This window comes from Ramlibacter sp. bp-362 (assembly GCF_054956735.1).
In genome coordinates, this window is sequence record NZ_JBUDXE010000007.1 from 196,583 (window position 1) to 208,565 (window position 11,983).

Annotated in this window: 13 protein-coding genes and 3 tRNA genes; 4 read left to right on the plus strand and 12 right to left on the minus strand. The window is 69.9% G+C overall.

Translation table 11 applies throughout. The annotated features are described in order from the left end of the window. From ACY0MJ_RS12085 to folC, 12 genes are all read right to left on the minus strand, one after another. Complete coding sequence (locus ACY0MJ_RS12085; protein ID WP_462638711.1) at nucleotides 1-987, minus strand: Bug family tripartite tricarboxylate transporter substrate binding protein; 987 nt, start codon at nucleotides 985-987, stop codon at nucleotides 1-3. A 20-nt stretch (nucleotides 988-1,007) separates the two neighbouring features. Then, nucleotides 1,008-1,811: an HpcH/HpaI aldolase family protein gene (locus tag ACY0MJ_RS12090; RefSeq protein ID WP_462638712.1), complete on the minus strand. Its 804-nt coding sequence runs from the start codon at nucleotides 1,809-1,811 to the stop codon at nucleotides 1,008-1,010. Nucleotides 1,812-1,901: 90 nt separating this feature from the next. Next, entirely contained in the window at nucleotides 1,902-2,681 is a 780-nt protein-coding gene (locus ACY0MJ_RS12095; protein WP_462638713.1) for an IclR family transcriptional regulator, read from the minus strand. A 60-nt stretch (nucleotides 2,682-2,741) separates the two neighbouring features. Further along, a tRNA-Asp gene (locus ACY0MJ_RS12100) sits at nucleotides 2,742-2,818 on the minus strand. 49 nt (nucleotides 2,819-2,867) lie between these two features. After that, nucleotides 2,868-2,943, minus strand: a tRNA-Glu gene (locus ACY0MJ_RS12105). A gap of 30 nt (nucleotides 2,944-2,973) precedes the next feature. Beyond that, nucleotides 2,974-3,049, minus strand: a tRNA-Ala gene (locus ACY0MJ_RS12110). Nucleotides 3,050-3,084: 35 nt separating this feature from the next. After that, entirely contained in the window at nucleotides 3,085-4,467 is a 1,383-nt protein-coding gene (gltX, locus tag ACY0MJ_RS12115) for a glutamate--tRNA ligase (protein WP_462638714.1), read from the minus strand. A gap of 8 nt (nucleotides 4,468-4,475) precedes the next feature. Continuing rightward, nucleotides 4,476-5,690 carry an O-succinylhomoserine sulfhydrylase gene (locus ACY0MJ_RS12120; protein WP_462638715.1) on the minus strand — a complete coding sequence of 405 codons (1,215 nt, stop codon included), beginning with the start codon at nucleotides 5,688-5,690 and terminating at the stop codon, nucleotides 4,476-4,478. A 1-nt stretch (nucleotide 5,691) separates the two neighbouring features. Beyond that, a complete protein-coding gene (gene purF, locus ACY0MJ_RS12125) occupies nucleotides 5,692-7,200 on the minus strand; it encodes an amidophosphoribosyltransferase (protein WP_462638716.1) in 1,509 nt (502 codons plus the stop codon). A gap of 12 nt (nucleotides 7,201-7,212) precedes the next feature. Beyond that, nucleotides 7,213-7,701, minus strand: coding sequence for a CvpA family protein (locus tag ACY0MJ_RS12130; RefSeq protein ID WP_462638717.1), 489 nt, complete (start codon nucleotides 7,699-7,701; stop codon nucleotides 7,213-7,215). Next, nucleotides 7,702-8,403 (minus strand): SPOR domain-containing protein, encoded by a 702-nt coding sequence (locus tag ACY0MJ_RS12135; protein WP_462638718.1) that lies wholly within the window; start codon nucleotides 8,401-8,403, stop codon nucleotides 7,702-7,704. 7 nt (nucleotides 8,404-8,410) lie between these two features. Beyond that, nucleotides 8,411-9,697 (minus strand): bifunctional tetrahydrofolate synthase/dihydrofolate synthase, encoded by a 1,287-nt coding sequence (gene folC / locus ACY0MJ_RS12140; protein ID WP_462638719.1) that lies wholly within the window; start codon nucleotides 9,695-9,697, stop codon nucleotides 8,411-8,413. A gap of 121 nt (nucleotides 9,698-9,818) precedes the next feature. On the opposite strand from folC, the gene ACY0MJ_RS12145 reads away from it, so the two are divergent. The 4 genes from ACY0MJ_RS12145 (at nucleotide 9,819) to ppnP (ending at nucleotide 11,981) form a co-directional block, all read left to right on the plus strand. After that, a complete protein-coding gene (locus tag ACY0MJ_RS12145; RefSeq protein WP_462638720.1) occupies nucleotides 9,819-10,367 on the plus strand; it encodes a TorD/DmsD family molecular chaperone in 549 nt (182 codons plus the stop codon). A 10-nt stretch (nucleotides 10,368-10,377) separates the two neighbouring features. Next, entirely contained in the window at nucleotides 10,378-10,734 is a 357-nt protein-coding gene (locus ACY0MJ_RS12150) for an ArsC family reductase (RefSeq protein WP_462638721.1), read from the plus strand. A 97-nt stretch (nucleotides 10,735-10,831) separates the two neighbouring features. After that, nucleotides 10,832-11,557 (plus strand): glycine zipper 2TM domain-containing protein, encoded by a 726-nt coding sequence (locus tag ACY0MJ_RS12155; RefSeq protein ID WP_462638722.1) that lies wholly within the window; start codon nucleotides 10,832-10,834, stop codon nucleotides 11,555-11,557. Between the two features lie 106 nt (nucleotides 11,558-11,663). Next, complete coding sequence (gene ppnP, locus ACY0MJ_RS12160; RefSeq protein WP_462638723.1) at nucleotides 11,664-11,981, plus strand: pyrimidine/purine nucleoside phosphorylase; 318 nt, start codon at nucleotides 11,664-11,666, stop codon at nucleotides 11,979-11,981. Nucleotides 11,982-11,983: the final 2 nt, after the last annotated feature.

Below are 11,983 nucleotides of genomic sequence, written 5' to 3' on the forward strand. Positions count from 1 at the left end.
TTACTCCATGCCGATGTGGGCGGCCTTGATGGTGGCGGCCCACTTGGCGGCGTCGCTCTTGATCAGCGCGGCGAACTGCTCGGGCGTGCCGGAACCGGGCTGCAGGCCCATGGTCTGGAACTTGGCGCGCAGTTCGGGATCCTGCAGCACCTCGGCGACGTCCTTCTGCAGCTTCGCGAGCACGTCCTTCGGCAGGCCCACGGGGCCGACCAGGCCGAACCAGTTGCTGAAGTTGTAGTTGGGCAGGCCCGCTTCGGCCATGGTCGGCACTTCCGGCAGCAGCGCGGAGCGCTTCGTGCCCAGAACGGCCAGCGGCTTGAGCTTGCCGGCGCGGATGTGCGGCACGACCTGCGAGGCGGCGTCGAAGTCCAGCAGGGTCTGGCCGGACAGCACCGCGTTCACGGCGTCGGCCGTGCCCTTGTACGGGACCAGCGTCAGCTGCACGCCAGCCTCGTTCTCGAACAGCGCGGCGGCCAGGTGCGGCGCACCGCCGTTGCCGGAGGTGGCGCTGGTGATCGTGTCCGGCTTGGCCTTGGCGGCGGCGACCAGCTCCTTCACGTTGTGGAAGGGCGCGTTCGGCTGCGTCACCAGCACGAAGTCGACGCCGGCGGTCTGCGCGATCGGCGCGAAGTCCTTCACCGGGTCGAACTTCATGTTCTTGTACAGGTGCTGGTTGACCGTCAGGTTGCCGGCCGTGGCCATCAGCAGGGTGTAGCCGTCGGCGGGCGCCTTGGCCACGAGCTCGGAGCCGAGCAGGCCGGCGGCGCCGGGCTTGTTGTCGACGATGACCTGCTGGCCCCACTTCGTGGACAGCTTCTGGCCGATCAGGCGCGCGACCACGTCGGTCGGGCCGCCGGCCGTGAACGCCACCACGATCTTCACCGGCTTGTCGGGATAGCTGCCCTGCGCGAGGGCGGGCGTGGCGGTGGCGGCGAGGGCCAGGGTCGCGAGCGCGGCTTGCGCCAGGGTGCGGCGGGTGAACTGCATGCGGATTCCGTTCTTGGGGTTCAGGGGTTGAGGGTGGCGACGGCCTTCGCCTTGGCGGTGCAGGCGGCCATCAGGAAGGAAAGGTCCGTCCCGGTGGAGACGAAGCGCGCGCCGAGGCGCACGAACTTCTCCACCAGGTCGGGGCGCGAGGCGAGCCCGCCGATGCCGACGTGCTTGCCGTGCCTGCGGCAGGCGGCGATGGTGCGTTCGTAGGCCGCCGCGACCCGCGGGTCGTCGTACTGGCCGGGGATGCCCCATTCCGCCGTGAGGTCGTTGGTGCCGACCAGCATCATGTCCACGCCGTCGACGGCGGCGATCTCCTCCACCTGCTCCAGCGCCTCGACCGCTTCCATCATGACGATCACCATCGTCTGGCGGTCGAGGGCGGGGTTGGCCTCGGCGGCGGGGAAGCTGCGGTACTGCAGGTGCGGCAGGCCGCCGTTGGCGGAGCGGTCGCCGCGCGGCGCGAAGCGCGCGTGCCGCACGACCTCGCGCGCCTGGGCGGCGCTGCGCACGTGCGGCGCGATCACGCCGACGGCGCCGCCGTCGAGCACGCGCGAGATGTACTCGGGCGTGTTGGCGGGCACCCGCACGAACGCGGGGATGCCGATCTCCAGGGCGGCCATGCAGATCTGGCTGGTGGTTTCCAGCGAGAAGCTGCAGTGCTCCATGTCGATGTAGAAGGTGTCGAAGCCGGCGGACTTCGCGATGCGCGCGATCTCGACGCCGCGCACCAGGCGCACCATCATCGAGGCGACGACTTCGCCGCGGGCCAGCTTGTCCTTCACGGGGTTGCGAAGGATCTCGTTCAGGGAAGGGGTCATGCAGGCGCGGCGGAGCCGCTGGAGGAGTCCGAAAAGATTCTCACATTGTAGGAGACTTTTCGGAACGCTCCGGAAAGACCCCGCGTCCCGCTATCCCAATGCGCGCGCCGGCAGGTCCACCACGTTGGCGCTTTCGGCGATGCCGTGCGAGATGTCGGCAGCCGCCTGGATGAGCGCCGGCGCCAGCGCCTTGAACTGCTCCAGCTTGGGCGACTTCGTCCCCGTGGCGAGCGCGATGCTGCCCAGCACCTCGCCGTCCTTGTTGAACAGCGGCGCGGCCAGGCCCGCGATGCCGGAGCGGTATTCGCCGGCGGAGAAGCTGTAGCCCTGCTCGCGGATCGCGGCCAGGTTCGCGCGCAGCTGCTCCCAGTCCTTGCCCAGGCCGGCGGCGGCGATGCGCTCGCGCTGGCGCGTGAAGACGCTGCGCAGCTGGTGCGGCTGCAGGTGCGCCAGGATCACGTTGGCCGTGGCGCCGGCCACCAGGGGACGCTGCTGCCCGCGCCCGAACAGGCCGGCGGGCGCGTCGGCGGTGGCGACCTGCTGGACGCACATCACCGAGTCGCTGTACAGCACCGACAGCAGCGCGCTGAAGCCGGTGCGGCGCGAGAGCGCCGCGACGACGGGGCTGCCCACGCTGTAAACGGGGTCGGAAAGGCGGGCGATGCGGTCCAGGGCCAGCACGCGCGGGCCGACGACGTAGGAGCCGCTGCCCACCCGGGCCAGCAGGCCGGCCTGGTGCAGCGACTTCAGGTAGCGGTAGCAGGTGGAGGCCGGCAGCTCGAAGCGGGCGGCCAGCTCCTCGGCCGACCAGACGGGCGCCTCCGGGCTGAAGGCGTCCAGCAGGGCGAGCATCTTGTCCTGGCTGCTCATGGCGCGATGATCGGTCGGAAAGGAAAAAGGCCTCGCACGGGTGCGAGGCCTTTCGAAGCTTGGCGGAGTGGACGGGACTCGAACCCGCGACCCCCGGCGTGACAGGCCGGTATTCTAACCGACTGAACTACCACTCCGCGTCGGGGCTGCTTTCCTGTCCTCGCGGACAACAAGTGCAGCCAAACTTGGCGACCCTACGGGGATTCGAACCCCGGTACTCACCGTGAAAGGGTGATGTCCTAGGCCTCTAGACGATAGGGTCAAAACCTGGACGATTTCCGTTCGACATCTGTGGTGGAGGTAAGCGGGATCGAACCGCTGACCTCTTGCATGCCATGCAAGCGCTCTCCCAGCTGAGCTATACCCCCTTGCAGGTGTCGAGCCTCGCATTATATGTCGATTTTCAGGCGCTCCGCAGCCGCTCCAGAACTTTCTGCCGCAACGACAGGCTCAGGACAGCATCCAGGGAGGGCGTCTGCGCCGTGCCCATCACGAGCACCCGCACCGGCATGGCCAGCTGCGGCATCTTGAGGCCGGTGGCGCGCAGGGTTTCCTTCACCGCCTCGGCGATGTCCTCCTTCGTCCACGGGCACGCCTCCAGCATCCTGGCCAGCATGCTGATCGCCGGGCGCACGCCCTCCGTGATGTGCTTCGCCGCCTCGGCGGGATCGGGCTGCACGTCCGTGTAGAAGCGCTGCGCCCAGTCGGCCAGCACCAGGGTCGTGTCGCAGCGATCCTTGAACAGGCCGCAGATCCCGGCCAGCCGCGCATCCGTGGCGATGCCGCGCTGCTCCAGCAGGTCCTTGACGATCACGGCCAGGGCCGCGTCGTCCATGGCCTTCATGTGCTGGGCGTTCACCCAGCGCAGCTTGGCCTCGTCGAACTGCGCGGCGCTGCGCCCCAGGTGGTCCAGGTCGAACCACTGCAGGAACTGCTCGCGGCTGAAGATCTCGGCGTCGCCGTGCGACCAGCCCAGGCGCGCCAGGTAGTTCACCATGGCGTCGGGCAGGTAGCCCTCGTCGCGGTACTGGGTGACGGCCTTGGCGCCGTTGCGCTTGGACATCTTCTCGCCCTGCTCGTTCAGCACGGTGGGCAGGTGCGCGAACACCGGCGGCTCGTAGCCGAGGGCGCGGAAGATGTTGATCTGGCGCGGCGTGTTGTTCACGTGGTCGTCGCCGCGGATCACGTGCGTGATCTGCATGTCGATGTCGTCCACCACCACGCAGAAGTTGTACGTGGGCGTGCCGTCCGGACGGGCGATCACCAGGTCGTCGAGTTCGTCGTTGCTGATCTCGATGCGGCCCTTGACCTTGTCGTCCCACACGACCGAGCCGCCGATCGGGTTGCGGAAGCGCAGCACCGGCTGCACGCCTTCGGGCACCGGCGGCAGCGTCTTGCCCGGCTCGGGGCGCCAGGTGCCGTCGTAGCGCGGCTTCTCCTTGGCGGCCATCTGGCGCTCGCGCAGCGCGTCGAGCTCCGCCACGCTCATGTAGCAGGGGTAGACCAGGCCCTTCTCGCGCATCTCCGCGATCACGGCGCGGTAGCGGTCCATGCGCTGCATCTGGTAGTACGGCCCCTCGTCCGGGTCCAGGCCCAGCCAGCGCATGCCTTCCAGGATCACGTCCACCGAGGCTTGCGTGGAGCGCTCCAGGTCGGTGTCCTCGATGCGCAGGATGAAGGTGCCGCCCTGCGAGCGGGCGAACGCCCACGGGTACAGCGCCGAGCGGATGTTGCCCAGGTGGATGAAGCCGGTCGGCGAGGGGGCGAAGCGGGTTCTGACTTTCACGGCGTCGTTCACAGCAGGTCCAGGCCGCGCGACAGGTCGGCCTTGACGTCGTCCAGGTGTTCCAGGCCCACGGCCAGGCGCAGCAGGTTCTGCCGGATGCCGGCGGCCAGGCGCTGGTCCTCGGTGAGCCGGCCATGCGAGGTGCTGGCCGGGTGCGTGATGATGCTCTTCACGTCGCCCAGGTTGGCGGTGATCGAGAGCAGCTGCGTCTCGTCGACGACGCGGAAGGCATTGCGGCGCGCCTCGGCCGGGTCCTTGCCCTTCACGTCGAAGGAGACGACCGCGCCGCCGCGGCCCGACTGCTGCTTCATGGCCAGCGCGTGCTGGGCATGGCTCTCCAGCGCCGGGTAGTACACGCGCTCCACCTTGGGGTGCGCCTCCAGCCAGCGGGCGAGCTCCAGCGCGCGCTGCGATTGCGCCTCCATGCGGATGCCCAGGGTTTCCAGGCCCTTGAGCACGACCCAGGCGTTGAAGGGCGACAGCGTAATGCCGGCGCTGCGCATGAAGGGGACGAACTTCTCCTTCACCAACTGCTGGCTGGCGCACAGGGCGCCGGCGATCACGCGGCCCTGGCCGTCGAGGTACTTGGTGCCGGAGTGCACCACGATGTCGGCGCCGAACTGCACGGGCTTCTGCAGCGCCGGCGTGCAGAAGCAGTTGTCCACGGCCAGCAGCGCCCCGGCCTCGTGGGCGATGTCCGCCAGCGCCTGGATGTCGCACACGTCGGTGAGCGGGTTGGTCGGCGTCTCGGCGAACAGCAGCTTCGTGCCCGGCCGCATCGCGGCCTTCCAGGCGGCCAGGTCGGTCTGCGGGACGAAGCTCGTCTGCACGCCGAACTTGCCCATCTCGGTGCCGAGCAGCTTCACCGTGGAGCCGAACACCGACTGCGAGCAGACCACGTGGTCGCCGGCCTTCAGCAGGCCCATGCACAGCAGCAGGATGGCTCCCATGCCGCTGGCGGCGGCGATGCCCGCCTCCATGCCTTCCATCGCGGCCAGGCGCTGCTCCATGCTGGCGACGGTGGGGTTGGTGAAGCGGGAGTAGATGTAGCCCTCTTCCTCGCCGGCGAAGCGGCGCACCGCCGTCTCGCTGTCCGGCTGGGTGAAGCTGGAGGTGAGGTACAGGGCCTCGGAGTTCTCGCCGTACTGGCTCTTCTCCACGGCGGCGCGCACGGCGAGCGTGTCGGGGTGCAGCCCGTCGGGCAGTTTCTTCTTCTCGGTCAATTCAGGCTTCCTGGGGATTCGGGATCGCGAGGCGGGTGGTGCTCTCTTCCAGCGGGTCTTCCTGGCCGATCCGCGCCTCGTTGATGCGCGCGATGTCGTCGGGATTGATGTCGCCGGTGACGTAGACGCCGTCGAAGCAGGAGGCGTCGAAGCCGTCCAGCTTCGGATTCAGGCGGCCGATCGCGTTCTTCATGCCGTCGACCTCCTGGTAGATCAGCGCGTCGCAGCCGATGATCTCGCGGATTTCCTCGACCGTGCGGCCGTGCGCGACCAGTTCGCTGGACGTCGGCATGTCGATGCCGTACACGTTGGGATAGCGCACCGGCGGCGCCGCGCTGGCCAGGTAGACCTTGCGGGCGCCGGCGTCGCGCGCCATCTGCACGATCTCGCGGCTGGTGGTGCCGCGCACGATGGAGTCGTCCACCAGCAGGACGTTGCGGCCCTTGAACTCGCTGGCGATCACGTTGAGCTTCTGGCGCACGCTCTTCTTGCGCACCGCCTGCCCCGGCATGATGAAGGTGCGGCCGACGTAGCGGTTCTTCACGAAACCTTCGCGGTAGGGCAGGCCCAGCAGCTGCGCCAGCTGCATCGCGCTCGGCCGGCTCGATTCCGGGATCGGGATCACCACGTCGATCTCGTTGGGCGGCACGGTGGAGATCACGCGCTTGGCCAGCGTCTCGCCCAGGTTCAGCCGCGCGCGGTAGACGGAGATGCCGTCCAGCTCGGAGTCGGGCCGGGCGAGGTACACGTATTCGAAGATGCAGGGCTTCAGCTGCGGCTGGTCGGCGCACTGGCGCGTGTGCACGTTGCCCTCGAGGTCCACGAACACGGCTTCGCCGGGACCGATGTCGCGCTCGAACTTCTGGCCCGTGCCTTCCAGCGTGACCGACTCGCTGGCGATCATGACGGTGCCGTCGGGCCCGCGGCCGATGCACAGCGGCCGGATGCCGTACGGGTCGCGGAAGGCCAGCAGGCCGTGGCCGGCGATCAGCGCCACCACGGCATAGGAGCCGCGGATGCGCCGGTGCACGTTGCCCACCGCCGAGAACACGTCCTGCGGTGTCAGCGGCAGGCCGCGCGTGGTGCGCTCCAGCTCATGGGCGAACACGTTCACCAGCACCTCGGTGTCGCTCTCGGTGTTGATGTGCCGGTGGTCGCCGGAGAACAGCTCCGCCTTGAGGGCCTGCGCGTTCGTGAGGTTGCCGTTGTGCGCCAGCGTGATGCCGAAGGGCGCATTCACGTAGAAGGGCTGCGCCTCTTCCTCGCTGTGGGCGTTGCCCGCCGTGGGATACCGCACCTGCCCCAGGCCCGCGTTGCCCGGCAGCGCGCGCATGTTGCGCGTGCGGAAGACGTCGCGCACCATGCCCTTGGCCTTGTGCATGTAGACCTTGCGGCCCTGCAGCGTGACGATGCCGGCAGCATCCTGCCCGCGGTGCTGCAGCAGCAGCAGCGCGTCGTAGATCAGCTGGTTGACCGGCCCCTGGCTGACGACGCCGACGATCCCGCACATAAACGTTTCCCTTCAGGCCGGAAGGTAGGCACCGAACGATTCGGGCACCACCGGCTTCAAACCCCGCAAGGCCGCCGTCGCAACGCCGGCCGTCATCGATTCCGTCCACCACGCCCCGTCCGCGAGGCCCATCAGGTGGATCACCAGCGCCAGCGCCAGCACGGCCACCGTGCCGCGCACCAGGCCGAACACGCCGCCCAGCGCCCGGTCCACCGGCCGCAGGCCCACGGCCTCGACCAGCTTCTTGGTCAGCCAGGCCACCAGCCCGCCCGCGAACAGCGCGACCACGAACACCAGCACGAAGCCGGCCGCATGGCGCACCGGCTCGCCGGCGCCGCCCAGCGGCAGCAGCGCGGCCGCGCGATGCGCCAGCCACTGCGCCAGCACGAAGGCGGCCAGCCAGTTCAGCACCGACAGCACCTCGTACACCAGGCCGCGCCAGAGTCCCAGCAGCACGGAAGCCGCGAGCAGCATCAAGACCAGCCAGTCCAGCGCAGCCACTTACAAGGTGAGGATCGCGGCCGGCAAATCCAGCCCCTTGATCTTCTCGGCGGCCTTGTCGGCCTCGGCCCGCGAGGAGAACGGCCCCGCGCGCACCCGGATGCGCGGCCCGTTCTTCGTCTCGGCCACGTGCGTGTAGTTGCGCAGGCCCGCCCGCTGCAGCTTCAGCTGGGCTTGCCGCGCCTTGTCCTTTTCCGCGAAGGCGCCGACCTGCACGACGTAGCGGCTCTTGTCGGCGGCTTCCGCCTTCGCTGCCTTCTCCGCCGGTTCGGCCTTCGCCGCCGGTTCCGCCTTGGCAACTTTCTCGGCCGGCTCGGCCTTCGCGGCCTTCTCCGCCGGGGCCGCCTTGGCCTCCGCCTTTTCCGCGGCGGCCGCCGGCTCGGGCCGGGTTTCGCTCACGGGCGTGGGCGCCGGCACGGGCACCGGCGTCACCTTGCCGGCGGCCACGGGCGTCGCCGCCTGGGGCGGCAACGGCAGGGGCATCGCCTTGTTGCGGTCGGGGATCTCGATCGGGATGTCCACCGCCACCGGGCGGGGCTGCGTGTCGAACAGCAGCGGGAAGCCGATCACGGCGGCCAGCACCAGCACCACCGCGCCGATGAGGCGGTGGCGCGCGCGGCGGCGCAGCGCTTCGATGCTTTCGGCCGGTGCGGCCGCGGCCTTCGGCTCGTCGACCTTTTTGCGCAACTTGAACAAGGCCATGGGAGGGTCAGCCGAGGTGTTTGGCGGACAGGCGGGGCACTCCCCGCTGCAGGACGCCGCCCACCGTGTAGAACGATCCGAACACCAGAATTCTATCAGCGGGCTCTGCAGCGGCCATCGCGGCATGCAGCGCTTCCTCGGGGTTCGCGTGGGTGCTCGCCGGCACCTTGGGGTAGCCGGGCAAGGCCTCCCAGCGTTGCAGCAGTGCCCGGGCCGACGCTGCGCGCGGCGTCGGCAGGTCGGTGAAGTACCAGCGGTCCACCAGCGGCGCGATCTTCGCGAACATGGGCGCGAGGTCCTTGTCGGCCATCGCGCCGAACACCGCGTGCGTCACCGGGTAGAAGCCCATCGCGTCGAGGTTGGCCGCGAGCGTCGCCACCGCGTGCGGGTTGTGGGCGACGTCCAGCACCAGCGCCGGCTGGCCGGGCACGACCTGGAAGCGTCCCGGCAGTTCCACCATGGCCAGCCCGTTGCGCACCGCCTGCGCCGTCACGGGCAGGCGCTGGCGCAGCGCCGTGAAGGCGGCGAGCACGCCCGAGGCGTTGAGCAGCTGGTTGGCCCCGCGCAGCGCCGGATAGCCCAGGCCGGCGTAGCGCCGGCCGCGCCCGGCCCACGCCCACTGCTGCTTGTCGCCGGTGAAGTTGTAGTCGCGGCCCACCAGCCACAGGTCGGCCCCGAGCGCCTCGGCGTACTGGATCACGCTGTGCGGCGGCACGGGGTCGCTCACGATCGCCGGCTTGCCGGCGCGCAGGATGCCGGCCTTCTCGCGGCCGATGCTCTCGCGGTCCGGCCCCAGGAACTCCGTGTGGTCCAGGTCGATGCTGGTGATGATCGCGCAATCGGTGTCGATGGCGTTCACCGCGTCGAGGCGGCCGCCGAGCCCGACCTCCAGGATCGCGACCTCCAGCTGGCTGGCGGCCATGAGGCTGAGGATCGCGAGCGTCGTGAACTCGAAGTAGGTGAGGCTCGTGTCGCCGCGCGCCGCCTCGACGCGTTCGAAGTGCGGCACCAGTGCGTCGGCCTGGACGATCTCGCCGCCGATGCGGCAGCGTTCCTCGAAGTGCACCAGGTGCGGCGAGGTGTAGACGCCCGTGCGCCAGCCCGCCTGCAGGGCGATCGCCTCCAGCATCGCGCAGGTGGAGCCCTTGCCATTGGTGCCGGCCACCGTGATCACCGGGCAGCCGAAGCGCAGCGCCAGCCGCTGCGCCACGGCCTGCACCCGCTCCAGCCCGAGGTCGATGCCCTTCGGGTGCAGCCGCTCGCAGTGCGCGAGCCATTCGCCGAGTTCTTTCATGCCCGCATTGTCCAGCCTGCGCGCGGTCGGCGAAAAAAAGCGCGCGGAATCCCGCATGGAAGAGTCCGCTTGCCTATGCTGCACGCGAATCCGTTGCCACCGATCCGCGAAGTCCCTGGCCGTGTCGCAAGAGCAAGATCGCGCCGACGTGTACGCCCTGCTGGCGGCGCTGCTGCTGGGGCCCGACGAGGAACTGGTCGCGGCGCTCGCCGCCCTGCCCCCGCCCGGGCCGCCGCACGACGACGCCATGAGCCTCGCGTGGGCGGACCTGTTCGACGCCGCGCGCCGCTGCGGTCCGGCCGCGCTCGCCGAACACCGGCAGCTCTTCTCCGGCGCGGGCCCCCTGCGGGGCCGGCCCTGCCGGGCGCAGTACGCGGACGACCTGCCGGCGGGCGGCCCCCTGCTGCAGTTGCGCGACGAACTGAAGGCGCTCGGCCTGGCCCGCGCGCCCGACGCGCCGGAGCAGGAAGACCACCTCGGCGCGCTGTGCGAGGCCATGCGCGTGCTGATCCAGTGGGGGCACGCGCCCGCCACCCAGCAGGCCTTCTTCGGGCGGCACCTGGCCGGCTGGTCGGCGCGCTGCCTGCAGGACCTGGCCGCCGCGCCCGCCGCCGACTTCTACCGGGCCGTCGCCGCGCTGGGGCTGGCGTTCTTCGAACGCGAGGCCTGACAATGCCGGCATGGCGATCACCCTCTATGGCATCACGAACTGCGACACGGTGAAGAAGGCGCGCAACTGGCTGGCCGCCGCGGGCGTGGACCACCATTTCCACGATTTCAGGAAGGACGGCGTGCCGCCCGGGCACCTGGACCGCTGGATCCAGGCGGCCGGATGGGAAAAATTGCTCAACCGGCAGGGCACGACGTGGCGCAAGCTCGACACCGCCGCGCAGTCGCAGGCCGGCAACGAAGCAGGGGCCCGCGCCCTCATGCTGGCGCAGCCCAGCATCATCAAGCGCCCAGTGGTGGAGTGGCCGGACGGCAGCGTCACGGTCGGCTTCGACCCGGGCGCCTGGCCCGTGCGCAAAGCTTCCTGAGCCTGGACTTTTTACCGGCCCTTTACCGTAAAGCTCTGCAGAACCTCTTGCCGCTGCATAAACTTTCAGCACCAGCAGTTCAACGAGTTTTCCCGCCATGAAACAGTCCGTCCTTTTCGCCGCGCTCGGCCTCGCCGCCCTGGGCGTCCACGCGCAGGAAGTCGGCCGCGTCCTCTCCAGCACTCCCGTCATCGAGCAGGTGGCCGTGCCCCGCCAGGTGTGCAGCCAGATGCCCGTCGTCCAGCCCCAGACCTCCGGCGGCGGCGGCCTGCTCGGCGCGCTCGCGGGCGGCGCCATCGGCAGCACCATCGGTGGCGGCACGGGCACCGGCGCGGCCATCGTGGCCGGCACGGCGCTCGGCGCGATCGTCGGCAACAACATCGAGGCCAGCAACCAGCGCTACGCCCAGTCGGTGCCGCAGTGCGTGACCGAGACCACCTACGAGAACCGCACGGTGGGCTACGACGTGACCTACGAATACGCCGGCCGCGAGTTCTCCACCCGCATGCCCTACGACCCCGGCGCCACGGTGACGCTGAACGTCACGCCGGTGGCGAGCACGAACACCCGGCCGTCGAACGCGCCGGTGGTGGTCGCCCCGCCCGTGCAGGCCGCGCAGGCGGTCCAGCCGGTGCAGGTGCAGCCCGTGCAGACGGTGCAGGCCGCCCCGGTGGTCGTGACGACGCCCGCGCCGGTGGTCTATGCGCCCTACCCGGTCTATCCCGCCTATCCGTACCCGGCGTACCGCCCCTGGTATCCCAGCATCTCGCTGGGCTTCGTGTTCCGCGGCGGCGGCCACCGCCACGGCCACTGGCGCCATTGAGTCTCGACAGGTGTGAAGAAGCAAGGGCGCCCGCGGGCGCCCTTTTTCATTCCGGGGCGGCTTGCACGCCCTCGCCTAAAATCGACGGTTTCCCCGGAAACCGCCCATGACCACCGAAACCCTCCAGGTCGCGTCCGTGCAGACGAAGGCCAACGTCTACTTCGACGGCAAGTGCGTCAGCCACGGCCTCACGCTGGCCGACGGCACGAGGAAGTCGGTGGGCGTCGTGCTGCCCGCCACCCTGACCTTCAACACCGGCGCGGCCGAGATCATGGAATGCGTCGGCGGCGGCTGCGAGTACAAGCTGGCCGGCAGCGACGCATGGCGCCGGTCGGGCCCGGGCGACAAGTTCTCCATTCCCGCCAACTCCAGCTTCGAGATCCGCGTGGCCGAGGCCTACCACTACATCTGCCACTACGGCTGATC

Coding starts and splice junctions, on each gene's coding strand:
- ACY0MJ_RS12085 (WP_462638711.1), bottom strand. CDS start 987: ATGCAGTTCACCCGCCGCACCCTGGCGCAAGCCGCGCTCGCGACCCTG.
- ACY0MJ_RS12090 (WP_462638712.1), bottom strand. CDS start 1,811: ATGACCCCTTCCCTGAACGAGATCCTTCGCAACCCCGTGAAGGACAAG.
- ACY0MJ_RS12095 (WP_462638713.1), bottom strand. CDS start 2,681: ATGAGCAGCCAGGACAAGATGCTCGCCCTGCTGGACGCCTTCAGCCCG.
- purF (WP_462638716.1), bottom strand. CDS start 7,200: ATGTGCGGGATCGTCGGCGTCGTCAGCCAGGGGCCGGTCAACCAGCTG.
- ACY0MJ_RS12135 (WP_462638718.1), bottom strand. CDS start 8,403: ATGGCCTTGTTCAAGTTGCGCAAAAAGGTCGACGAGCCGAAGGCCGCG.
- folC (WP_462638719.1), bottom strand. CDS start 9,697: ATGAAAGAACTCGGCGAATGGCTCGCGCACTGCGAGCGGCTGCACCCG.
- ACY0MJ_RS12150 (WP_462638721.1), top strand. CDS start 10,378: ATGGCGATCACCCTCTATGGCATCACGAACTGCGACACGGTGAAGAAG.
- ACY0MJ_RS12155 (WP_462638722.1), top strand. CDS start 10,832: ATGAAACAGTCCGTCCTTTTCGCCGCGCTCGGCCTCGCCGCCCTGGGC.
- ppnP (WP_462638723.1), top strand. CDS start 11,664: ATGACCACCGAAACCCTCCAGGTCGCGTCCGTGCAGACGAAGGCCAAC.